Below are 24,598 nucleotides of genomic sequence, written 5' to 3' on the forward strand. Positions count from 1 at the left end.
TTTTTCACCTCAAAAATTATTTTAGTAAAATAAATAGCTTTTTAAAAATACATTTTAATTAAGCAGATATAAGTAAAAGTTATGAATCTTTTTATCAACGATATTCTAGTAGATAATCTTTAAAAATAAAACATAAAAAAAGGACAATAGACATATTCTATTGTCCTTTACATTTTAATCAGTCAACTTAGACCTATGTTTCCTTTCATTTTTGTAAAATCAATAACTTTTCAATTGTTTGAAGAACGCCACTCTCTTCATTTGATTTTGTTATGAAATCAGCTTTTTCTTTTACAATGTCAAAAGCATTATTAACGGCAAAGCTACAGCCAGCGGCTTCTAATAGTTCAATATCATTGAGTCCATCGCCAAAGGCAATTGTTTCTTCTTTTGTTACTCCAAGAATATGTTGTAGTGCTTGAACGGTCGTTCCTTTGTGAACATTATAGTTGGAAATATCAATCCATGCTGCTTCTGAGGCCACGATATAGGCTTGCGCTTCAAATTCGGACAGCTCTTTAACATTTTCAAATGCTCTCAGTTTTTGATCAAAAACGGTTATTTTTACAAAGTCTTCCTCAATATTTTGTAAATCTTCCTGCTTTTTGACAACAGCATATGACTTTCTTATTTTTTGAGCATCCTCTTCAGAGACTGTTGACTTGATATAGGCAGCGGTTGGGGTACAAGCGATAATAATATGATCTGATGCAATATTTTCTAGTTTTTCAATAATTTGAAGTCCTAACTTGTTTGGTAATAAGGACTCATAAATATATTTACCTTCATGTTTAATTCGTGTTGCGCTATCGCCCAATATCCAGATATTTTTAGAAATATCGGTATCAAGGAGTTCTTCAACCCGCTCACATTGTTTACCAGTACAGGGGGCAAAAATAACATTATTCTGATCCATTATTTTCTTTACCTTCTCGTAGTAAGACTGATCAAAACTACCACTTTTGTTTAAGAAAGTACCATCTAAATCTGTAAATACAAGTTTAATCATATTATTATCTTTCTTTTATTAGTATTTTTTTGTTCAAGAATCTGAGTTAAAAGCTAGCCACTTCATTTTAAGACAGTAAATCAAATTGAAGACAAGATTTATTGCTATTTAGATCATTATAATGTGCCTTATGCTTGGTGAGAGCTCTACAATAATGTTTCTATAGGAGGTCAAAATTATAGTTGTTCATTATAATATCAATTATTTACTCTTAAGTTTACTGCCTTAGAATGAAGTGGTTTTTACTGGTTCCTTCCACTTCATAAAGTTTTAGCCTAATTTATCAAATAAAGCATTGATAGTAGAAATTACTCCGTTCTCATCATTTGATGGTGCTTGATATTTTGCTACTCGGGCCACTTGTTCACTTGCATTAGCCATAGAATAACTATAGCCTGCGAGCTCTAACATTTCTAAATCATTATTGCTATCACCAAAGGCTAGAAATTGCTCGGGCTTGATTCCCCATTGATTCAATAATTGCTTAAGTGTGCTCCCTTTGTTTACTTCGTTTGCAATCAAATCAACACTTCCATGTCCACTATATACGGCTTTTAGTTGAGAATTATTCTTTTCATTCATTAAATCAATAATCGAAAAAGCATTTTTATCCTCTAATTGAAGGGCAATTTTTACCCATTCATCATCTGGAAGGTCTTGAAATGAATCGATTTCTTTGAGTGCAAAATAGTATTTTGCTGCTTCCTTTTTCAAATCAGTGTTTTCGCTCTTGAGGATATAGGCAGATTGTACACCACAAAGAATAATTCCAACTTTGTAGGAAGTATTTTCTAAAAGAGTCAAAGTATCCTGAATAATTGGTTTGGCAATGGTCTTTTTTATTAATAAATTTCCCTTTTCAAATACGAGTCCGCCATTTTCTGAGACAAATGTTATTTCTCGCCAAATTTCTGGGAAAAAAGAACTTATTTGAGCGTACTGATTTCCACTTGCTACCACAAACCTCACTTCTTTAGCTTTTAATTTTTTAAAGAGCTCAAGGAATGCTTCTCTGTCGTAGTAATTATTTGAATTAAGAAAGGTTCCATCCATATCCACGGCGATTGCTTTAATCATACATTATCTCCAATTTAAAAAATATATCGATTTATTTCTATTTTTCTTTTAATCTTGATTGATATTCATCTTTTTTCTTGTTCCAATAGTGCTTGTCCTCTTCATTGATTGCTCGTATAAGCTGAGCTGGATTTCCTCCGACAATTGTATTGGCTGCAACATCTTTCGTTACTACTGCACCCGCAGCAATGATTGAGTTTTTACCAATGGTCACTCCTGGAAGGATAGTGGCACTCCCACCAATCCATACATTATTTTCAACAGTGATAGGCAAGCCAAATTCAAGTTCTTCTATTCTAATTTGAGGATCTATTGGATGTCCTGCCGTATAAAAACTGACACGTGGACCCACCATAACATTATTGCCAATCTTTATTTTATTAACATCTAAGAAAATACAATCCATATTTGCATAGAAATTATTTCCAATTTCTACGTGTCTGCCATAATCCACCTGAAATGGGGGAGTTACATACAGATTGTCCCCTGTTTTCCCAAAAATTTGACGTTCTAAAGCAACGATTGTTTCTTTTTCTTCAATCGGAGTATTATTGATTTTTTGGATAATTTTCTTGCCGTGGATGGATTTATTTTCTGGTAAAATATTCCCAGCAAGATATAAGTTACCTAACAACATCTCTTGATAATCAAAATCAACTGCCAAAGCTCCTTACCTACTCTCTATTTTTAATGTTCTTCATCTAGCGTTGTCGTGAGTTCAATCAAATTTCCTTCAGGATCTTGAATGACTGCTTCATAATAGCCATCCCCCGTAGTACGAGGGCCGTTGAGCAATGGATAACCATCTTTTACAAATCTTTCAGCATACTCATCTACTGCTTGTTTATCACCTACTGCAATAGCAATGTGGGCATATCCTAAACTCTCAGCAATTCTATTTGATAAGAATTTTTTTGTTGTGACTTCCATTCGACTTCCTGAGTCAAAGGTTAAAAAGTAAGATTTGAAGCTTGTTTTTTGATTATGATATAAATCACTTGAAGTGACATTAAAATATTTTTCATAAAAAGCTTTTATTTTTTCGATATCCTCAGCATAAATCGCTACGTGTTCGATGTACATTCTGTTTCTCCATTTTCTAGCTAACTTTATCCAATTGCTGGATAATCTTTTAAAAATAGTGGTATAATGATTCTAATGGCAATGATTGCTCCTTTTATTAAGAATAATAAGAGCAGGCCGATTTTTTTAAATAAACTTTATTAACAAACTTTAATAAGTTGATTTCATTATATCTTTTTTATCAAAATTAGTAAAGCGTTTTTATTTTGAAAAATGATCATATAAGGAGAATTATGAAAGCCTATAAACCTAAAAATATCAAAGAACACAATAAGGAACTAATTTCTGATTACATTAAAAATGCTCATTTACCACTTACAATTCGTCAAATATCAGATGGGACTCAACTCAGTGTTGTTACAATTAATAAACTTATTGTGGAACTGATTGAGAGTGATACCATTAAATCTCTTGATAAACATGCTAAAACTGGCGGTCGTTTCGCAACAGCCTATGAATTTAATGCTACTAAAGAGTTAATACTAATCCTTCAATTTATCGAAAATGATAAAAATTTGGTGATCAATTATCATATTGTTGATCTTCTGGGAAATGTCATTGAACAAAAAAATTTAAAGACTAATAATTTAGAAGAACTTTTGCTTAATATTAATCATTTTAGAAGTGTTTTTCCTCAAATCGTTTTAATTACTTGTGGTATTACTGGAGTTGAGATTGATGGAGAATTACGTATTATGGATTTTTCACCGCTTAAAAATGTCAATCTCGCTAAAGAAATTAGAGATTCAACTCAGATTGAAACCATTATTGAAAATGATATTAACGCCGCTACACTAGGTTATGCTTTAGAGGAGAATGAGGTTTTATCCGGCATTTATTTTCCAGAAAAATTTCCGCCGGGTTCTTCTTTGATTATTAATCAAACTATTTTTAAAGGAAGTAATAATATCAGTGGGGAAATAAAATATCTTCCTACTTTTAGAACTGCTGAATTTCCATTGAGTCAAAACGAGATTTATCTAAAAGTATTTGATTCGATTCAAACAATTATCGCAATGTATGCGCCCCATCAATTAATCATCTTTATTCCTCAGGTTTGGGAGAAACTCTTAAATATAGACAAGATAAAGGATGAACTCAGAGAGATTTTTCCTAAAGGAACTCTTCCGCAAATGGAATTTTCTTCCAACTTCTCTAGTTTCTATTTGGCAGGCTTAATTAAGTTGTCTTTGAGAAACTAAGGTTTTCTAAAGAAAGAGACAATTGATTTAGTCAACAAAAAAACATTAGGTATTTCCTAATGTTTTTTACTATTTATAAATTATGATTTATTTTGTTCAGCAAATAGTTTACCCATTTTTTTCAGTACTTTTGGTGCATCTTCTTTTGCCAAAATTAACTCAATCCAGTACATTCTATTTGGATCTGCTTGAGCTTCTTTCATGACAGACACAAATTCATTTTCAGTTCTAACGATTTTTGAGACTACTCGATCTTCTGTTGCTCCAAACGATTCTGGTAATTTTGAGTAATTCCACATTGGAATATCATTGTAGCTTTGATTTGGTCCATGAATTTCTCTTTCGACTGTATAACCATCATTATTGATAATAAAGCAAATTGGATTAATTTTTTCTCTGATTGCTAATCCTAATTCTTGCACTGTAAGTTGAAGTGAACCATCACCAATAAATAAAAGGTGTCTGCTTTCTTTATCTGCAATTTGGCTTCCTAATGCTGCTGGGAATGTATATCCAATTGATCCCCATAAGGGTTGACCAATAAAATGACTCTTTGGTTTTAAGAAAATTGATGAAGCGCCAAAGAATGATGTCCCTTGTTCAGCAACGATTGTTTCATTGCTTTGAGTTAGACTTTCAACTGCTTGCCATAGGCGGTCTTGTGATAAAAGCGCATTTGATGGAACAAAGTCTTCTTGCTTTTTATCGATATATTTTCCTTTGTATTCTATTTCGCTTAGGTTTAAGAGAGAGGAGATGAGGGATTCAAAATCAAAATTTTGGATTCTTTCGTTAAATATTTTTCCTTCATCTATATTCAGTGAAATCATTTTATTTTCATTTAAATGATGAGTGAAGGCTCCTGTTGAAGAGTCTGTGAGCTTAACTCCAAGCATCAGGATAAAGTCAGCTGATTCCACGAATTCTTTAAGATTAGGCTCTGAGAGTTTACCATTATAGATTCCTAAAAATGAAGGGAGAGCTTCATCAACTGAACTTTTTCCAAAGTTTAATGTCGTAATAGGTAGTTTTGTCTTTGAAATAAATTGAGAGACTGTATTTTCTAAGCCAAAACTAATTATTTCATGTCCTGTAATCACGATTGGTTTTTTGGCATTTTTCAAGCTTTCTTGAATTTTATTCAAAATCTCTTGGTCACTTGTATTTGAAGTTGAGTTTTCCTTTTTCAAAGGGAGTGAGGGTTTCTCTGCTTTTGCAGCAGCAACATCAACTGGTAAGTTGATATAGACAGGTTTTCTTTCTTTTAATAGTGCAGAAAGTACTCGATCAATTTCAACGGTTGCATTTTCTGCTGTCAGTAAAGTTCGAGCTGCTGTAACAGGTTCGTGCATTTTCATAAAGTGTTTAAAATCGCCGTCAGCCAGCGTATGATGGACAAATTTTCCTTCATTTTGGACTTTTGATGTAGGTGATCCCACTATTTCTACTACTGGTAAATTTTCGGCGTAACTTCCTGCTAATCCATTAACTGCACTCAATTCACCTACTCCAAAGGTTGTAAGAAATGCGGCAGCTTTTTTAGTACGAGCATAGCCATCAGCCATATATGAAGCATTTAATTCATTAGCATTTCCGACCCATTTCATATCCTTGCGGGAAATAATTTGATCTAAAAATTGTAAGTTATAGTCTCCAGGGACTCCAAAAATTTCTTCAATTCCTAACTCGTGTAATCGGTCTAATAGGTAATCTCCTACTGTATACATCGCATTCCTCCGTATTTTATTATATATTGGTCAATCAAATTGACATTTATAGAATAACGCTTTTCTTTAAATAAGTCAACGATATTGACTTATTTAAATTATCAAGTATAATAGACTAATAAAAGGAGTGAATTATGACTAAAGAAAACTCAGGAATAGACGATAACTTAAATTTTACTAGAGATTTGGCTTTATTTTACTTCGGATACCGTGCATTTATTAAACAAGAGGACGACCTAGTACTTTCTTACGGAATTCGTCAAGTACATCGACGAATTATATTTTTCATCGGAAGACTTCCTGGCTTAACTGTTAATGAATTACTTGAAGTGCTTGATATTTCTAAACAAGCTTTGAACGGTCCTATGAATGATTTGAAAGAAAAAGAGTTGGTTTATTTCAAGCCAAATGAAAATGACAAAAGAATCAAACAGCTTTATCTGACCGAACAAGGAAACATGTTAGATGAACGTATGAATGAAAATCAAATCAATAAAATGAAGCAATATTTTAGTGAATCTGGCGATAAAGAGGGAAGTTTTTGGACTAAGGTCATGGAATTATATGCCAATGAAATTGGTGAAAAATATGTCAATCGTTTATAAGGTCTTAATCAGACTTCTATCAATTACAAGTGAAAGTTAAATAGACATCAATGAATACACATCAGCTTGAAATTTTTTATCATGTCGCAAAATTTCAGTCAATATCAAAGGCAGCTGAGGCACTTTATATCAGTCAGCCAGCTGTCAGTAGCCAAATTAAAAAACTTGAGTCTGCTTACGGAGTTCACCTAATCGAGAAAAATGGTCAGGGAATTCAGCTGACAGCTCTTGGAATTCAACTTTATGAAATTATTCGCCCCTTTTTTGAAAATGCCATTGTTTCCGCAGAATCACTCTTAAAAAATTCTGCTGTTCTCCGGATTTCAGGAAATTTTTTAATGACAAATTTTGTGATTCCTCAAATTTTCGAGCAAGAAAATAATCAGGCTAACATAATTATCAAAAGTACTTCTTCTTTTAATGCTCTGACAGAATTGAAAAATGGTTACTGTGATTTGGCATTGATTAGTGCTTCTAGTCAGCCCGTTCTGTCAGCAGATATTTCGGTCAAAAAAATCTTTGATGACGAAATTATTTCTGTCAGTAAAAATCCATTAGAAAGCAAAGTTACTTCCCTTATTGTCAGTAAAAGTAAAATTGATGTTTACAAAATATTTGAAAAAAATAATCCATTATTTTCACACTTACCTTATACTGCAGTTGAGTCGACTCAAGATGCCCTCTCAAATATTAATATTAATAAAAATAGTGCAACTTTCATTTCTGCTCGTTTTCTAAAATATTTTGAAAAAGATTATAACTACCACTATACTGGAGTTAAAAATGGTTTTTATGCTCTCTATAAATCAAACAATTTTCATACTGATGAGATTTTAAAGCTTATCGAAATGATAAAGTCTTCTACTAAATAAATTAAAAAACAATCAACTACTGAGTTGATTGTTTTTATTATTAGATATAACGTTTCAAAAAGTTTAAAAGATTAGGCCAAATGTCATCAATATAAGCCTCCCCATGTCGTGAACCGCTAAGTAGGCAAGTTTCTACGGGAATTTGCTCTTGTCGCAATAGTTCTGCTAATTTTTGATGTTCATATGCAGGAACAAGCTCATTGATTGAGTTGCAAAGCAAGCCCGGTCCACTCTTTTTAGTTACTTTAGAAAAAATAGAGGCCTTTTCTAAACTATCGTCATTTATTGACGCCAGTAAGTTTTCGATAATCCACTTATAGTAAGAATCATTGGCTCCCGCTTGGTCAATCTTCTTACTGGGTAAGTCTGGGGCAATGATTAATTGTTTAGGAATCGTTTCCTTATGATTTTCATAAAATCCCTTTAAATCTAAAAGTCCTGACAGACTGACAAAGGGGCGACCTTTTGTCAGTCCCAAATAAGCAGCTAAATGTCCACCTGTTGAGCCACCAATAAAGGCGATATTATCAGCCTTGAAATCTGGGACATTTTTAAGAAGCCAAGTGTAGGCAGCTTCAACGTCCTCATCTTGGGTTGGAAAAAGATTTTTAGCTTGTGTGGCCAAACGATAATTCAGAGCTGCAACCTGATAACCTTCGGCAGCTAATCCTGTAGCAACTTCTTTTTCTTTGCCTTTGTCTCCTTGCCACCAACCACCGCCATGAATCAATACTAAAGTTTTTCCGTTCCATTCTTTTGGCTGATAGAGGTCAAGCGCTTGTAATTCATCTTTACCATAATTAAAAGTTTTCATCTTATTTCCTCCCCTTCATTAATATATAAGTTTTAGATTAACTATCAGAAGACCTTCCCAAATTATTGTGAGAAGGTCTGCCATTTTATGAATAAAATTATTTACTTAATTTGAAGTATAAATCAGCAATATTACCTGTAAAATCATAAGGTTTTTCATCGATAAGAACTTCAACTACTTTTGCAGAATCATCAATTGCTGGGATTTCAAGGTTTTGTTGACGAACAAAATCGTTGGCATCAATAAATTCTTTGTTCAATGTGCGACCATCCAAAGTTTTAAATGTAATTTTCATTTTATTACCTCTTTCTAATTGATTATAGTCCTAAAAAATGATGGAGTCAAATAATTACGAATGCCTAGTTTAGAGAGAACATCAAACTTGATCTAAGATACCATTATCTATAAGTTCTTGTGAAAATCTTAATTTTGGATGTCGTTTTGAAAAGGTATTCAAAAATGATAAAATATACTTAATATATTCAAGGAGGGATTATAATGGCAAGAGCTCAATCCAAAGAGGAATTAATTACTATTTCTGAAGAAAGTTGGCAGAAATTATGTTCCTAATCAATTCATTAAGCGAAGAAACAAAAAATGCCAATTTTATTTTTGATATTGAAGATAAAAAAGAAAAACATTGGGCAAGAGATAAAAATCTAAGAGACGTCATGGTTCATCTCTATGAGTGGCATCAGTTATTAATCAACTTTGTCGAAAAAAATAAAAGAGGAGACAAAACACCCTTTCTGCCCTCTCCTTATAATTGGAAAAATTATGGTGAAATGAATGACAATTTTCAAATAAATGGGCAAAAAAACTCATTATCTGAGATAACACAACAACTTTCTGAAAGCCATATGGAGCTAATCGTCCTCATTGAAAATTTTTCAAACAAAGAACTGTTCACCAAAAAATATTTTGATTGGACAGGTTCAACTAGTCTGGCTCAATATTTTCAGTCTTCCATGTCATCGCATTACGAGTGGGCTTATAAAAAAATTAAATTACACAAAAAAACCTCAGAACTATGAGGTTTTTTATTTTTAGTTTCTTGAGTTTAATCATTTCTGTCAGTAAATTTTACTGACAAGAACAGTCCTAACAGTCTTCTTCACATCCGAGATTTTGAAAACTTAAACCAGTGATTTCTGTCAAATCTTCCACCGTTGGATAGTCACCAATCAATGTTATTTCGCCATCTACAAGGGTCAGAGGTAAGACATCCTTTTTTCCCAACATTTGTGTCACTTGAGGATAGTTTTGAAAAATTTCTGACTGATTCTTTAAATTATAACGTGCCATTTGCAATTCTTCACCACATTTAAAAGCAGCAAAAACTTGGGTTAATGTCATCATTTCATTACTAAATTCGGGAATATCCGCCTCAAAAAGTTCAATTTTCATCTTAATGTCCTGTCTTTTGTCATTAAAATTATTATATCAAAAGACCAGGTCAAATTCACTAACGGAGACGCCAAGGAATAAAGGTCCGAATATCTTCGTTATTATAACCTATAAGTAAACGGCGGTCATCAAAAGTAATTGGTGAACGCAATAATTGCTGATTTTTCAAAATAAATTGAATCATTTGCTCCGTCGAAATTTGGTCCATATCACAAGAACTTCTTAGTTCCGAATAAAGTTTGGGTGCTTTTGATTCCGAAACAATAATTTCCTCAAAACCTTTATTTGAAAGCTCTAAAACTCTGACAATATCTTCTTTACATAATGAAGTTTTGGAAATGACAACATAAGGAATATTTCGCTTTTTAAACCAACTGGTAACGCGCTCAGCTGACTGGTTTGAACTTGATTTTTGGTAGATTTTAATCATCTTCACGCTCCTCTCCTTTATAAAATCTATTGTAACTCATTTTTACGATTAAAAATTCAGACTTGAGATGTATTTCTTAATTTTAATTTATTTTTTGTCAGTAAATTTTTAGAATATTTTTACTGACAGATTCTGTCAGTAACTTCTGTCCATAAAAAAATCCTTGGTCAGTAAAACCAAGGACTTATATTAGGAAATTCCGTCAATTTTAATTTCAACTAATCCTCTGACAGCATTTGTCATGTAAAAACGATCATATGTTTTCAAATCAGAAAGCGCAATATCTTTATAAACTAAAGTATGATTTTTTGAAAATAAGTCTAAAAAAGTTCCTTTTAGAGCATATTTGGCTGGTGTTTCGTACTGATTACCCTTTTTTGCCACAAAATTTCCGATTGATAATTCACTGACCAAACCATCTGTATGAAATAGAATATCTTCAAATCCTTCTTTTTTCGCTTCTAAGACTTCCTGACGAAAGACCTTTTGAAAATCTGGACCTGAAAGTTTAAAGTTAGACAAAAGACTAGGCTTGTCATTAATTGACGACAATTTAACTCGGTATACCTCATTTGAATGCGTCAGCTGACGCATCTCAGTAGTCAAAGAATCTCCGTCAGTACTGACACGTAAAACCCCGTCAGTAATATTTTGAGCAAATTTTCTCAATTTTTCTTCGAAATCTGGATGATGGTATTGCTTTTTCAAGCGATTGACATGACCCTCTAGATTCAACAATTCTCCATTTTTGACAAGACCTGTCGTAAATAAAATACTTGGAACATCTTTCACACCTAAAATATCTAAAAAGGGTTTTGCTTTTAGTAAAATCTCTGAAAACTCTGCTTCTGCTTCACTCTCAAACGTAATTCCACCGCCTACACCGAGCTGATAATGCTCACCATCATGAACTAATGTCCGAATCACGATGTTCATATCCAAATCCATTTCTCGACTTAACCAACCCTGCATCCCTGTATAAATTCCTCTAGGTTGTTTTTCAACTTCCTTAATAATCTCCACTGCCCGCTTCTTAGGTGTACCTGTGATTGAACCTCCCGGGAATAAAGCCGTCAAAAATTCTGAAAAAGTTAAATCTTCTTTAATTCTACTTTTTATTGAAGTCACCAGTTGATGAACATGAGAAAAAGTTTCAATTTCTGCAAATTTTGGTACTGACAAAGAAAAAGGTTGACTAATTCGGGCAATATCATTACGCAATAAATCCGTCACCATCAGTAACTCAGACCGTTCTTTACTACTGGCGGAAAGTATTTTCTTTTGTAATCTATCAGCTACAACATCTTCTCCTCTGGCAATTGTTCCTTTAATTGGTTTTGAAATTAATGCTCCATCATGAATAGAAACAAAGCGTTCCACAGAACTTGATATTTGCGTTATTTTCCATTCAGGATATTGTAAAAATGATGAGAAAGGAGCAGGAATTTGTTTCCTTGTTTTCTTAAAAACATCAATAGGTTTTTGATCGGACCAAATTTCAAATTGTTGCGTCAAATTGGCAACATAAATATCGCCAGCCTTCATATAATCTTGTAATTTCTTAATTGAAGCCACATATTCTTGTCTCGTTTGGTCAATAAAAACAGCCGCTACACTTTTCTGAACATCGAACTCAATCTCTGAATCCACTTCAATTTCTTCCGATTCAGTCAGCCAATAGTCACCATCAGTTTGCTCAAATTGCACGACCCGTAACAGTTTGGTTTCATGATCAAAAAGTAAAACTTCATCATAAGCTGCAAAACAAGCCGGATCTTGCTCATAACTTACAAAACCCAATAATTCTGGATAAAATGGCCAATTTTTAGGTCGTTCAACTAAGTCGTCTTTGAGCAAATCTACCCCATCTAAAAAATTGAACTTCTTTTTTTCACCATTAAAAGAAACTTGACCCTTATATTTTGAAACCTTTTTATAAGGTTTATGAGCTACAATACTGTAATGCTCATTTTTAGTCACTTGACTCGTATGTAAAAAAACGATTTCTTCATTTGGACGATAATATTTTAAAAAAATTTTCCAAATATCCACATTTTCTTTTATAAATTCTCTCAAAAAACTACACCTGTTTCAAAAAATTATTTAACATTTCATGACCATATTCTGTCACCAAACTTTCAGGATGAAATTGTAAAGCCCACAATTTCAAATTTTGCTGATGAACTGCCTGAATAACCCCGTCCTCACTCAAGGCATCAATTACAAAATCATCAGGTAAATGACTGACAATTAATGAATGATAACGTGCAATTTTTATATCTTGAGGCAGCCCTTCAAAAATTCCTTGACCATTATGATTAATTTTAGAAATTTTACCATGCATTGGCTTTTCACCAAGAACAACAGTTCCTCCAAAACACTCAGCAATGACTTGTTGTCCCAAGCAAATTCCTAAAATAGGAAGTTTTCCCGCATAAAGATTAACAACTTCCCGACTAAATACTGCTTCTTTGGGTGTTTTGGGGCCAGGAGAAATGACAATTGCATCATAAGTTTTACTGACAAAATCAGAAGAAGTTCTAATTTTTTGACTCAATTTTTCTTTGTCAGTAATCACCGTTACATTACAATTTAATTCCTCGAAATACTGTACCAGCAGATAAGTAAATGAATCATAATTATCAATTAAAAGCAATTTCATTTCATCCTCCTTCTTTAATTATACTAAAATATTTATTAAGTTAAGTATTTTAATCAACATAATTCAAAACTATAAAGCGTATATTGCCTCATAAATTAATTAATTTACATATTGCAAAAAAGAACTTAAAATAAGTTCTTTTTTTTGACAGTTTTTGAATTTTTAAAGACTATTTAGTAAGACCTTTATAAATTTGATCTAAATTCCATTTCATCATACTATAGTAGCTATCCCCATTTTCTCCTTTTTTTGCCACTGAATCTGTAAATATTGTTGAATAAATTGGAATTCCTGTATCCTTAGAGACTGTTTTCATTGGTCGACTATCAACACTACTTTCTACAAAAAGCGATTTGAGTTCAGTAGCTCTTAACTTTCTAACTAGATTTTTTATTTGGTCTGGTGTACCTTCTTCTTCTGTATTTATCTCCCAAATATAAGCAGAGGGAATATTGTAAGCCTTGGAAAAATATTTAAAACATCCTTCGCTCGTTACAATCATTTTTTCATTTTCAGGTATTAAAGAAAATTTAGATTTTGCTTGCTGATCAAGATCAGATAATTTTTTAACATACTTCTCTAAATTAATTTTATAAAAATCCTTATTAGCTGGATCTTTTTTAGATAATTGTTGTTCAATATTTTTTGCATAAATAATCCCATTCTCTAAATTAAGCCAAGCATGTGGATCTTCTTTCCCCTCAGTATTCTTTCCTTCAAGATAAATGACCTCAACTCCAGTGCTTACAGGAAAATAATCAATATTTTCTTTTTTATTTGCATTATTCACTAGTTTTGTAAACCATGCATTTCCACCTGTCTCCAAGTTTAAACCATTGTAAAAGATTAAATCTGCTCTAGAAGTTTTTTGAACATCTACAGGCAACGGTTCATATTCATGCGGGTCTTTGCCAACCGGAACTATACTATGCAAATTAATTTTATCCCCAGCAATATTTTTTGTGATATCTGCCAAAATAGAGTTAGTCACAACCACATTTATTTTTTTATCTGTTACTTGGCCTGTTTTTTTACTTGAACAACCTACTAGAAAAATGATAGCAACCATTGTTATAAAAGTTATCAATATATTTTTATATTTTTTGATCATCAATTTTAACCTTCTTTTTTATAAAATTTTGTTTTGGTGAAACTAAAAAACTAATTGCAAAAATGATAGCTGAAGTAATCACAATGCTTGAACCAACAGCAATATTAAAGCTATAACCAATAAATAAACCTAAAACGGAAGAAACTGCCCCTATTGTAGAGGAGAGAATTATCATTTTCCTCAAGCTATTAGTATATAAATATGCTGTTGCCGCTGGCGTAATTAACATGGCGACAATTAAAATAGTTCCGACGCTTTGCATCGCAGTTACGGATACTAGCGTCAATAGAACCATCAAAAGATAGTGATAAAAATTAACTCTCATTCCAATTGCTTTAGCCATCAATGGATCAAATGATGTAATTAAAAGCTCCTTGAAAAATAGAACGATGATGAGTAAGACAACTATTGAAACACCTATTGTCAACCATTTATCAATGTCTTGCACTGCTAAAATATTCCCAAAAAGGATATGGAACAAATCTGTTGAACTATTGGCAACTCCGATTAATATAACACCTAAGGCCAGAAACGAACTAAATGTAATTCCAATTGCAGTATCTCCTTTGATAATACTATTATTTTTTATGAAAGTAATAATTATTGACGACAATAATCCAAAAATAATTGCCCCTACAAAGAAATTTATTCCTAAAATATAGGAAATAGCAACTCCAGGAAGTACTGCATGAGAAATAGCATCACCCATCAAGGACATTCCTCTCAAAATGATGAAACAACCAACTGCTCCTGAAACTATGCCTATCACAACTGCTGTAACTAAGGCGTTTTGTAAAAAATGAAATTCATATAAACCATTTATAAAATTCTGTATCATTTAATTCCTAATCTCCTATAAATATATTATCTCCATATGCTGCTTTTAAATATTTTTGATTAAAACTATCTTTTACTGGACCATAAGAAATTATTTCTCTATTTAAAATAATGATGTCGTCAAAATACTCTCTTACTTTGCTTAGATCATGATGTACTATTAAAATGGTTTTCCCATGACTTTTTAAATCTTGAAGAATATTCATAATAATCTTTTCGCTTATTGAGTCTATCCCTACAAATGGTTCATCTAAAAAGATATAGTCTGCTTCTTGGACTAAACACCTTGCCAACAAAACCCTTTGAAATTGACCTCCCGACAGTTCACCTATCTGCCTATTTTCATATTCTAATAAGTTAACTTTTTGTAAAGCGTTAGAAACCCTTGCCCATTCTTTATTTCCGAGTTTTTGAAACAACTTTAATCCCGTGTAAGTACCAAGAGATACGCACTCCTTTACCTTAATTGGAAAAGTATGATCAATATCACTTTTTTGCTCTACATAAGCTATATTTTTTAGTTCCTTTTTACTTACCTTACCATCTATTAGTATTTCTCCAGAACGTGGAACAATATTGAGAATTGCCTTGATTAAAGTAGATTTTCCTGCACCATTTGGTCCGATAATACCAGTGATTTTCCCAGGTTTAACTTCAAGTTGAATATCCTTCAGTACTTTATTTTCATTATAGAATACATCTAAATGCTTAGTATTTATCATTGCTTTCTCCTTATGCTAGTAAATCAAAACTTATAAATCTTTTTTACGATTATAGCACAAGCTAAATATTAAATCAATATATTTTGTACAAGCTATTTATTTTTTTAATATTAATATATTAGAAAACTCACTAGTTTTCTTTTCATACTAAATTCCAGATTTCGTTCTCGAAAAGTTTAAGTCATAAGTTTGGATTCCTGCATTATTATTTGTTATACTTCAAGTAAGAACACACTAAGAACGAATTCATTTACAAAAGGAGGCAAATAATATGACAACTATGGTTTTTGTAAATTTTCCAGTATCTGATATTGAAGCATCAACTACTTTTTATGAAAAAATTGGTTTTAAAAAGAATCCTAATTTCTCAGATGAATTGGTTAGTTGTATGGTTTGGGATGAAAATTTTTTTATCATGCTACTATCACATGCTCGTTATAAATCATTCATTGGTGATAAAGAAATAGCAGATACAAAATCATCAAGTGCTGCATTAATTTCATTTACTTTTTCAAGTGCGCAGAGCGTGATGGACTTTGGTAAATTGGCAGATGAAAACGGCGGAAAAAGTCTCTATTTAGATAACGGTATTCCTGAAGAAGTGATGTATGGTCTTGAAGTTCAAGACCTGGATGGCAACTGTTTAGAGCCTGTTTGGATGAATCCTGAGATGGAAAAAAATTGATTTCATGAATAAATTTTTCTAGTAAGTAAAAAGGCTCCCTATTTATGGGAACCTTTTTTATTATAAAAATAGAAATTTTATATTTTATCTTAAAAAGAAACTATTTAATTATCTTTCAACTATGTTCCTTTTTTCTCCATGCAATTCCTCCAATTGTCAATACTGAAAGCAAACCTAAGCCAAGTGCCATCAACTCTGAACTCATTAATTCATCTGAGCCTGTAGTAGGAAGTGAGGCCCCTAACGACTCCGATACTATAGGCGTGCTAAGAACATTCACCTTGCTACGAGGAGCTGAATTATTACCAGTGGATATTGTAGGAACAGAGAGTGCAGTGTTACCAACTTTTGAAGATGGCACACTTTCTATTACTTTTACTCCCATATTCTTTCCAAGAGTGCCATATGTATTCACTCCATCTTTACCATCTTTTCCATTTTGACCATTGGCACCATCTTTACCCGCTACACCTGCTGGTCCTTGTGCTGAAACTCCCGTATCTTTTCCATTGATAAAGATATCTCCATTACTTCCAATTGTAAGTGTTGGACTTTCTCCGTCTTTACCATTTGTACCATTTTGACCATTGGCACCATCTTTACCTGCTACACCTGCTGGTCCTTGTGCTGAAACTCCCGTATCTTTTCCATTGATAAAGATATCTCCATTACTTCCAATTGTAAGTGTTGGACTTTCTCCGTCTTTACCATTTGTACCATTTTGACCATCGGCACCATCTTTACCCGCTACACCTGCTGGTCCTTGCGCTGAAACTCCCGTATCTTTTCCATCAATATACCAATCACCATTTTCTCCAATGCTAATATCTGGCTCTTTACCCTCAGGACATGTTGGACCCGTCGGCCCAGTTACTCCGGGATCTGTTATTCCGGTAGGAGGGACAACCGTGAGTGATCCTTCACCAGGAAGTGTTACTCCCCCTGTTGCTGCTGAGCTACTTATAGAACTTGAGGAACTACTTGCCATACTTGAATTATTAGTTGAGCTAGAACTTTCGGCACTGTTATTAGAACTAGATGCAACATTACTGCTATTACTTGTTGAGCTAGAACTATTTGAATTGTTTGGTGCAACAACAGTTAAGCTTCCCGATCCAGGTAGAGTAATTGGATCGGCAAAAGTCACTGTGCTTGTCAATATGTCTCCCACAGGAATACTTGAAGCATCAAAGCTATAAGTCAAAACAACATGTCCAGCCCCGATATTATCAACTACCATATTTCCATGGGCGGTAGCAATAATTTTACCTGTATGAATGTCATAAAGGGTCCCTTCTGTAGGTTGAGAAGTATTTGCGTCCATCATATCATTTTCAACCTGAACAAAATCATAAGCTAATTGGTTTCCATCCGCATAAATTTGCCCCTGTAAATAAGCTCCCGCAAGTTGGTGATTACCAGAAGCAACATAAACTGGTGCAGATGATTTATAAATTTTACCAGTTAGAGGATCAATATAACTATAATCTACTGTATAAGTTCCAACTGAATTTGTATTAACATATCCAGATACAGTGAGTTCATCCAATGACAAACTCTTACCTCCAGTGATAATTGCAGAAACGAAGCCAGCATCCGGAGAATATTGATCTCCAACAAACACTGTTTGAGGCTGGGTCGTAATCGTAACGGCACTAGTCGGAGGAATTACAGGGTTAATATTTTCGTTGTTCATTTGATAGACAATTGTTGTATAACCAGCCTGTGTAGGAGAGCTGTTTAAACTTACTCCCGCAGTAGTCCCTCCTTGCGTAGATGCTGCAGCAGTCCCCATTGTTGTAGTTGCTCCATTTAAAGTTGGTTTAACAACAAAAGTTTCGGGAACGAACATACCATCCTGATCTGATCCTGTAACAGCTTTTTGACCTTGATAATAATAGTTTTCGTATGCAAGGTTTTGACTAATCTGACTACCTGGGTCTTGTGCTGTAAACCCGACAGTCATAGTTGCAGATGCTGTTATTGTAGGAATAGCAGCTGTTCCTGTACCATTTGCACCAATATTCCCACCAAGGCTGAGAACACCATCAATCACACCAATACCAAACTGGACAGCATCAAGAGGGCTGCTTAAATTTCCTTGTATTGAACCAGCAATAGCAGAATTTGATAAATTGGCAATATTGCCTATTCCTGCTAGAGTTTGACCTAAAGAATACCCTATGCTATTAGTTCCGCTTGTTAAACTATTTGTTATATCTGCTTGTAAACCTTGAACAATAGAATTATATCCTTTTAAGGTGTCACTATAAGCTGCCGTGGCTGTATTAAGTAGACCATTCAAAAAGTTATCTACAATAGCAAACCCTGTAAACGAAGTATTACTTGAGTAATCATCAAATAGATTTGTAATCGAACTTGGTAGAGTAACAATCGTTCCCAGTTCATTACCTACTGATTGGGTATAATTTGTCACAAGATTCGTTGCCCAGTTAGCTACAGCAGTGATAAATCCATGACCACTCCCTTGAACGGTAAAGGTACCATCACCATTATCAACAACCGGAGCAAGATAATTTTCAGTAAATATTCCGCTCGTTGGGGAACTAGCATTTGCCAATACCTTTCCAGATTCATTAATAGAATTTATTGCAAACTGAACATTATTACCATACTGTTGTAAAGCTGTAGCTGCAACTGTGGTTATAGACTGAATCTGAGTGGCAACATTATAAATTCCTTGTTCAAAACTAGTAGGATTAATTTTTAAAAGTTCACCAATAGTAGGACCAGAAAAAAGCGCTCCTCCAGTAAGTGGATTTGGAATAGATATTGCAGTACCCAAAACTGTAGTAATTAAATTATTAAGTTGTTGTTGACCACCATTTAAAATAGAATTAAACGACAACTGGTTAAAAGGCGAAAGAATGGTATTTACTGAACTTGAAATAATTCCATTCACATAATCTGTTGCTGAGAGTCCAACATACTTAAGGACGTTGTCTGGCACACTTACAGCTGGATCAATAACAGTCTCTAAAGCACCAGTAAAATATGTTGCAAGAGATGAAGCTAAGTTACCATTCAAAATTTGATTGATTGTATCTGTAGTTGAAATCCAGGCAGAACCTGCACCTGCAGCTATATTATTCACAAGGGAAGCCACACTTCCTACTGCACCTCCAAGAGTATTAGCTAAAGCTTCTGTCGTACTTGAGTCAGCAGTATATTGAATGCTAACCATTGCAGTACTGGCTGCTGACGTGACAATATAGCCAGCTTCTTTTGCGCTCATCGTATTTTGCATTGAAGCAATGGCTGTACTGTTTGCAGTAATACTAGTCAATAGATTCGTCATCTGGGTAAGTAGAGATGCCGCACTTGCATTAAACCCTCCCGCTGCAATGGCTTGTGATTCTGCGGCAGACATTGAAGCATAATCAATCGCCATAGAACTAGTAGCTTTTGACAAATCAGCAATCGAGGATGCAATAGCAGAATTTTTTGCAGTTGTAGAAGTTGATAGAACAAATTCTTCACCTCCCACCACATCGTTCGGATAGTAACTTTGAGCTCCTTCATTTATTATTTGATAAGAACCACCAATTGTTTGTGCGGTTGCATTATTTTTTACAGCGATAGTTGTTGTAGTCCCTTGTAAATTAGCCGTCGACTCCTGATTTGCCACATAAATTACTTTGGTATCTGCTACTGAAAGACCAGCCTCCACTAAATCAGATGGTGCTTCAACTGTCCAAGAATAATTTCCCCCGGACAGGATATCATTAGCTGGTTCCCCTGATGGTACTATTTGAGTTTGCTTAATATCAAATGACGTTGAAGAGTTTGCACTACTACCAGCTTGTATTGCTCCATTATTATTCAATGCTGTACTGTTTGTAACTCCTAAAGCCGGTGAGGCTGAGGAATCAACTCTATTAACAGAACTATTAACACTATAAGTTCCGTCAGTATTAGTTGTATTTTTAGTTTCTGGAAGGCCTGTTGGAGCTGCAGTAGACCCCAAAGAATTTGAAATTATTGTAGTTCCATCTTGTCTTAAAACAACATTACTCGTACTCGTAACTGTTGTAGAACTAGCCACACTTGAGGTAGCTGCTACACTACTTGCAACCGCCATATTAGAAGAAGCAATTGAAATTTGTAGTGAATTAGCATATGAGGCATTATCAGCGCCTGCGGTGGCATTGGATCCTAAACCTCCGGTTGCCGTATTTTCCGTCCCAGTAGCACCCGCTGAACTTAAAACCTGTCCATCTGCATGTACATCTAGTTCAGTTCCTAAAGCACCTACTAATACAAATGCAATAACTGCAGAACTATAAAGCCAAGTTTTACCAGATTTCCAAGTACGAAATTGAGTGTTTACTTTTTTGAGATTTTCTTTCTTAAGTTTCTCCATAGTTTATTCCTTTTCGTTTTTAATAAAATTGTTTCACAATAACATAATACATTTAAATTAATAATAATTCAATCTTTCAGAAGCATTATTCATAATTTATTTTTATTAATAGTTTACTATTTGGTATTTTTTTAAGACACAAAACCTTTACAATAGGTAGTTTTATATAGATTACATCATAAAAATTAGTTTTTATTTATCAAATATCCTTCTTTTCAGCGGTGTATAATTATACACATTTATTAAAAATCAAGCAAACCACACCATTAGCTAAAAGTAGATATAATCAAATTATTTTCTTCCATTAAGAACCCAATAACCCTTATTGTATTTTTTAAAAAGCGAAATAAAAAGATTTCGACGTACAAAAAATCTTATTTTTTTGCTATCAACAGTAATTGTAGACAATAAAAAAGCAAAAGATATAACCCCCCCTGCCTTTTTATATGTTTAACCACGTAACCTTTTCAATTAATTATCTAAAAAACCCATTTGAAAAATATAAACAACTTCTTCTTGATTAAAATAACGAATTGATTTGAGATTTTGATATCCTTCTGGAATTACTATTGCTGAATAGTCCAGCTCACTATTCGACTCTAATCCTGCTTGCTTATATCCAATGATCATCAATTTTTCGTTCCCCCCCGCAAGTAGAACTACACTCCCAAGTGGCAGAAATTCCTTTAACTCCCTCATAATTTACGCTTTCCCTTATTGTTTCTTCCTAAACTCTAATACGTTAGAGCAATTATAACATTTACTTGAACATAAAGCTACAATTGAAATAGAAAGATTACATCATTTTTAGTTAATGCAAAATAAAAAATTATTTAATGATAGCTTTAATATTACTTCTACCATCCCCCATTTTATTTATGATAATTTGTTGTCCAATAGTTGCCTTCATTTCCTCTACGTGGCTAATTACTCCAACTAATCTATTTTCACCAATTTGCTCAAGAGCTTGCATTGCTTTTTGTAATGTTTCTTGGTCAAGAGAACCAAATCCTTCATCAATAAACAGCGCTTCTATTTGGACACCATTAGCTGTATTTTGAACAACTTCACTTAAAGCCAAAGCAATTGACAATGCGGCTATAAACGTCTCTCCACCTGATAAGGTATCGGCTGAACGAGCCGCCCCTGTTTCATTATCATAAATATTAATATCTAAACCATGATCCATTCGCCGATTATTTCCCTCGCTAGCAAGTTCAAATCGATATCTATTATTTGACAACTGATTAATAAAATGAAGGTTAGCATAACCAAGAATTTTCTCTAAATAATTTTGGACCACATATGTTTCAAGCCTTAGTTTATCCTCAGAAGCTCTACCTGAAATTGCATTATAAAGCTTAGTAATTGCAACTTTTTTACTAGCATCCTTATTTTGTTCTTTTATGACTCTTTTTAATTCATCGAGAATCAACTTCGCTTGCTCTACTTCATTTTCTGCAGATACCAGTTTTTTTTGCAAAAATACATAGTTTTCGCTTGCCTGTTTCTTTTGCTCTTCAATCAATGCAAGATTTGGTCGCTTTTTATTTTGAATTATTTGCTGAATATTTTTAATTTCGACTTTTAATCTTGCTTTATCTGCTTTATATTGTTCGACTTCTTGGGAAATCTGGATTAAATCATCATCATAAGCCCACTCTTTTAATACTTGAAACTCTGTCGTGAATGCCTCTTGCTCAGAAAATTTTTCTTTTATTTTTTCTTTATTGGCGCTTATCCTTTCAAGCAATGTCGCTTCTTGACTTTCCAATGAATTTAAGCTGGCCGTTTTTGAAGAAATTTTTATTTTAATATCCGAAAATTGTACCATTAGTTCTGACAGATGCCTTTCAAATAAATCAGCTTCTTCTATTAGCTTATCTCGCTTCCTCATCAAATTATAACTTGTCTCAACAATCCCTGTCTCCGTTATTTCGGCGATTAAATTTTCTATCTGTCTATTAAACTCTTGATTACTATATTCAAAATCTTTCACTTTTTCCTGTAATTCAAGTTTTTTTGACTCCAAATCAGCAAGCTTTACTTTTGTTTCATCATTTTTTACTTCTTCTAGCTCTAATGATTTCGTTAAATTTAAAAGGCTTTCCTCAATAGATGCTTCATCAAAAGAATTGGGAAATATTTGTGAATAATCGGCAATAAATTCGCTATAAAGAATTGAAAGTTCTTTATCAAAATTATCTGACTCTATTTTTTTCAAATCGAGACTACTTTTAAGTTCAGCCTCTAATTGTTGTAGCTGTTTATTTTTTTCCAGAAGGACTGTTTGTTTCTTTTGTGATTCATCAATCTCTTTCAATAAATTTCCAAGTTCTTTATAAGAGCTTTCTACAATAGTTTCTGTAAACGGATGCTCTAATGCACCACACACAGGACATGCTTCACCTTCTTGCAGCTCAGATTGCAACTGTGCAATCATCAAGCGCCTTCTACCTTTTAATTTTTCATTATAAACAAATTTGGCCTTTTCTAGATTGTCCTCATTTTCAGAGAGCGCTATTGTGTTTTCTTTTAATTTTAATTCTAACTCAGCAATATCAGCTTTTGAATGTTTCACTTTCTGAAAGGCAGGAATTAATTTTCCTCGAAATGTTAATTCTAATTGATTTCTCTCCTCTCTTTTACTAATAAAGTAATCATCAGAAATAACATCATCTTGAAGAGTTGAAAACTTTTCTGCTACTTGTTCCAGGTTAGCTTTAAAACTGTCCAGTAGCGTGAGATTATCAGCTTGCTCTAACTTTAATTCCTCTACCTTTGATTGCTTTTTTTCTACCTGAAGTGATAGCTGAATCTGGACAAATATTTTTTCTGCTGCTTTTTTATTCTCATTAATATTTTCTTGCTGTTTATTTAATTCCTCTTTTTCGTTTGTTAATTTTTTCAAAAGAATTTCATCTTTTGCTTTTTCAGAAATTACCCCAGCAATATTACTTTTCAAGCTTTTTAACTGTTTTATATCTTGTTCTAGTTCATGAATACTCTCTTTTAAGGGAGATGCCCATTTCAATTTTTTTAGATATTCGTATTTTTGTTCAAAAATAGCTGACTTTTCAATAATATTCTGTTGGTAATCATTTTCTAAGTTATTTAGATTTTTAAACTGATTTTCTAATTCCAACGCGGATTTATAAGCTATTTCCAGCGAAGTCACTTTTTCTTCTTGTTCAACAGTTTGACCTTCTATCTCATTTTTTCTCGCAACACGATTCTCCCACAGAGATGTGACCAGGTCCAGTTTTTCTTGTTCAGCTGCATCTTCTAATTCTTTTAACTCAAAAGGATTCCAAATTGATGACTCATATAAATTTCGTTGTTTTCGATCATGTTCTAAATAAACCGCGTTCATCTCTGAATTTTTTGCCTTTATCTCATTACTAAAAGATGTAAAAATATAGGTGCCAAATATTCTTTTTAATATTGCTTCTTTATCTGGAGTAGAAGACTTTAAAAATCTCGAAAAGTCATTTTGTGGTAGAAGAATTATTTTTTTAAATTGTTCAGCATTCAGATGTAAAAGACGATTGATTTCTTCTCCAACGTTTTTAGGATTTATTGCAATATTATTTTTCTCAATTCCTTTTACTCTATCTACAATAGCTAATTTCGCTGTTGATTTTTGAAGAGTCGATCCACTACCTCGTTTCTTCGAGAGTTTTTGTTCAGGGCTTCTTTCAATTCTATACAAAAGATTTCCTTGTTCAAAATAAAAAGTCACACTCGTTCTGTCATCAGCTGTAGCAAACTGACTTCTCATTTCTTTGGCATCTCTATCACCCGTTGTTGTCCCAAACAAAGCATATGTCATCGCGTCAAATATCGTGGATTTTCCCGCACCTGTGTCCCCACTAATTAAAAATATAGGAGATTCATCTAGCAGTCTAAAATCTACGACAGAACTCTCATGGGGGCCAAAATAATTCATTTCCAAATATATAGGTTTCATT

Annotated in this window: 21 protein-coding genes and 1 pseudogene; 5 read left to right on the top strand and 17 right to left on the bottom strand. The window is 33.3% G+C overall.

Annotated features, from left to right (window positions below; translation table 11 throughout):
- Nucleotides 1–205: 205 nt before the first annotated feature.
- The 4 genes from QJV49_RS01370 to QJV49_RS01385 all read right to left on the bottom strand — a co-directional run bounded on the left by QJV49_RS01370 (nt 206) and on the right by QJV49_RS01385 (nt 3,169).
- Nucleotides 206–1,009 carry an HAD family hydrolase gene (locus QJV49_RS01370; RefSeq protein ID WP_225511462.1) on the bottom strand — a complete coding sequence of 268 codons (804 nt, stop codon included), beginning with the start codon at nt 1,007–1,009 and terminating at the stop codon, nt 206–208.
- Nucleotides 1,010–1,279: 270 nt separating this feature from the next.
- Nucleotides 1,280–2,086 (bottom strand): Cof-type HAD-IIB family hydrolase, encoded by an 807-nt coding sequence (locus tag QJV49_RS01375; protein WP_225511463.1) that lies wholly within the window; start codon nt 2,084–2,086, stop codon nt 1,280–1,282.
- A 37-nt stretch (nt 2,087–2,123) separates the two neighbouring features.
- The gene (locus QJV49_RS01380; RefSeq protein ID WP_225511464.1) at nt 2,124–2,750 is read right to left on the bottom strand and encodes a sugar O-acetyltransferase; all 627 of its coding nucleotides are present in this window, start codon (nt 2,748–2,750) and stop codon (nt 2,124–2,126) included.
- Between the two features lie 23 nt (nt 2,751–2,773).
- Nucleotides 2,774–3,169: a VOC family protein gene (locus tag QJV49_RS01385; RefSeq protein WP_225511465.1), complete on the bottom strand. Its 396-nt coding sequence runs from the start codon at nt 3,167–3,169 to the stop codon at nt 2,774–2,776.
- Nucleotides 3,170–3,402: 233 nt separating this feature from the next.
- On the opposite strand from QJV49_RS01385, the gene QJV49_RS01390 reads away from it, so the two are divergent.
- Nucleotides 3,403–4,371, top strand: a complete 969-nt coding sequence (locus QJV49_RS01390; protein ID WP_225511466.1) for an ROK family protein — start codon at nt 3,403–3,405, stop codon at nt 4,369–4,371.
- Between the two features lie 80 nt (nt 4,372–4,451).
- On the opposite strand, the gene QJV49_RS01395 is transcribed toward QJV49_RS01390, so the two are convergent.
- Nucleotides 4,452–6,098, bottom strand: a complete 1,647-nt coding sequence (locus QJV49_RS01395) for an alpha-keto acid decarboxylase family protein (RefSeq protein WP_225511467.1) — start codon at nt 6,096–6,098, stop codon at nt 4,452–4,454.
- Between the two features lie 134 nt (nt 6,099–6,232).
- Between QJV49_RS01395 and QJV49_RS01400 the strand changes: the two genes are divergently transcribed.
- Both QJV49_RS01400 and QJV49_RS01405 read left to right on the top strand, forming a co-directional pair.
- Entirely contained in the window at nt 6,233–6,703 is a 471-nt protein-coding gene (locus tag QJV49_RS01400; protein ID WP_017864566.1) for a MarR family winged helix-turn-helix transcriptional regulator, read from the top strand.
- 50 nt (nt 6,704–6,753) lie between these two features.
- Nucleotides 6,754–7,575 carry a LysR family transcriptional regulator gene (locus tag QJV49_RS01405; RefSeq protein WP_225511468.1) on the top strand — a complete coding sequence of 274 codons (822 nt, stop codon included), beginning with the start codon at nt 6,754–6,756 and terminating at the stop codon, nt 7,573–7,575.
- A gap of 40 nt (nt 7,576–7,615) precedes the next feature.
- On the opposite strand, the gene QJV49_RS01410 is transcribed toward QJV49_RS01405, so the two are convergent.
- Both QJV49_RS01410 and QJV49_RS01415 read right to left on the bottom strand, forming a co-directional pair.
- A complete protein-coding gene (locus QJV49_RS01410; protein ID WP_225511469.1) occupies nt 7,616–8,389 on the bottom strand; it encodes an alpha/beta hydrolase in 774 nt (257 codons plus the stop codon).
- A gap of 97 nt (nt 8,390–8,486) precedes the next feature.
- A complete protein-coding gene (locus QJV49_RS01415; protein ID WP_225511470.1) occupies nt 8,487–8,684 on the bottom strand; it encodes a hypothetical protein in 198 nt (65 codons plus the stop codon).
- Nucleotides 8,685–8,887: 203 nt separating this feature from the next.
- Here QJV49_RS01415 and QJV49_RS01420 point away from each other — a divergent pair.
- Nucleotides 8,888–9,423: pseudogene (locus QJV49_RS01420) on the top strand (ClbS/DfsB family four-helix bundle protein).
- Between the two features lie 67 nt (nt 9,424–9,490).
- On the opposite strand, the gene QJV49_RS01425 reads toward QJV49_RS01420, so the two are convergent.
- The 7 genes from QJV49_RS01425 to QJV49_RS01455 form a co-directional block, all read right to left on the bottom strand.
- Nucleotides 9,491–9,796 (bottom strand): arsenic metallochaperone ArsD family protein, encoded by a 306-nt coding sequence (locus QJV49_RS01425; protein ID WP_225511471.1) that lies wholly within the window; start codon nt 9,794–9,796, stop codon nt 9,491–9,493.
- Nucleotides 9,797–9,854: 58 nt separating this feature from the next.
- Nucleotides 9,855–10,226, bottom strand: coding sequence for an ArsC/Spx/MgsR family protein (locus tag QJV49_RS01430; protein WP_017864571.1), 372 nt, complete (start codon nt 10,224–10,226; stop codon nt 9,855–9,857).
- 189 nt (nt 10,227–10,415) lie between these two features.
- Nucleotides 10,416–12,302 carry an aminodeoxychorismate synthase component I gene (gene pabB, locus QJV49_RS01435; RefSeq protein WP_225511472.1) on the bottom strand — a complete coding sequence of 629 codons (1,887 nt, stop codon included), beginning with the start codon at nt 12,300–12,302 and terminating at the stop codon, nt 10,416–10,418.
- Nucleotides 12,303–12,306: 4 nt separating this feature from the next.
- A complete protein-coding gene (locus QJV49_RS01440) occupies nt 12,307–12,888 on the bottom strand; it encodes an aminodeoxychorismate/anthranilate synthase component II (RefSeq protein WP_225511473.1) in 582 nt (193 codons plus the stop codon).
- Nucleotides 12,889–13,057: 169 nt separating this feature from the next.
- On the bottom strand, nt 13,058–13,999 hold the full coding sequence (locus QJV49_RS01445) for a metal ABC transporter substrate-binding protein (RefSeq protein WP_225511534.1): 942 nt from the start codon (nt 13,997–13,999) through the stop codon (nt 13,058–13,060).
- Complete coding sequence (locus QJV49_RS01450; protein ID WP_225511474.1) at nt 13,983–14,837, bottom strand: metal ABC transporter permease; 855 nt, start codon at nt 14,835–14,837, stop codon at nt 13,983–13,985. The genes QJV49_RS01445 and QJV49_RS01450 overlap by 17 nt, the downstream gene beginning before the upstream one ends.
- Before the next feature lie 7 nt (nt 14,838–14,844).
- Nucleotides 14,845–15,558, bottom strand: a complete 714-nt coding sequence (locus tag QJV49_RS01455) for a metal ABC transporter ATP-binding protein (RefSeq protein ID WP_225511475.1) — start codon at nt 15,556–15,558, stop codon at nt 14,845–14,847.
- A gap of 271 nt (nt 15,559–15,829) precedes the next feature.
- On the opposite strand from QJV49_RS01455, the gene QJV49_RS01460 reads away from it, so the two are divergent.
- Nucleotides 15,830–16,243 (top strand): VOC family protein, encoded by a 414-nt coding sequence (locus QJV49_RS01460; RefSeq protein ID WP_225511476.1) that lies wholly within the window; start codon nt 15,830–15,832, stop codon nt 16,241–16,243.
- A gap of 115 nt (nt 16,244–16,358) precedes the next feature.
- Here QJV49_RS01460 and QJV49_RS01465 read toward each other — a convergent pair whose 3' ends face one another.
- The 3 genes from QJV49_RS01465 to QJV49_RS01475 all read right to left on the bottom strand — a co-directional run bounded on the left by QJV49_RS01465 (nt 16,359) and on the right by QJV49_RS01475 (nt 24,597).
- On the bottom strand, nt 16,359–20,627 hold the full coding sequence (locus tag QJV49_RS01465; protein ID WP_225511477.1) for a bacterial Ig-like domain-containing protein: 4,269 nt from the start codon (nt 20,625–20,627) through the stop codon (nt 16,359–16,361).
- Nucleotides 20,628–21,098: 471 nt separating this feature from the next.
- Nucleotides 21,099–21,326 (bottom strand): DUF4176 domain-containing protein, encoded by a 228-nt coding sequence (locus QJV49_RS01470; protein ID WP_225511478.1) that lies wholly within the window; start codon nt 21,324–21,326, stop codon nt 21,099–21,101.
- A gap of 130 nt (nt 21,327–21,456) precedes the next feature.
- Complete coding sequence (locus tag QJV49_RS01475) at nt 21,457–24,597, bottom strand: SbcC/MukB-like Walker B domain-containing protein (RefSeq protein ID WP_225511479.1); 3,141 nt, start codon at nt 24,595–24,597, stop codon at nt 21,457–21,459.
- Nucleotide 24,598: the final 1 nt, after the last annotated feature.

This window comes from Lactococcus sp. NH2-7C, assembly GCF_029953655.1.
GTDB classification, from domain to species: Bacteria; Bacillota; Bacilli; order Lactobacillales; family Streptococcaceae; genus Lactococcus; species Lactococcus lactis.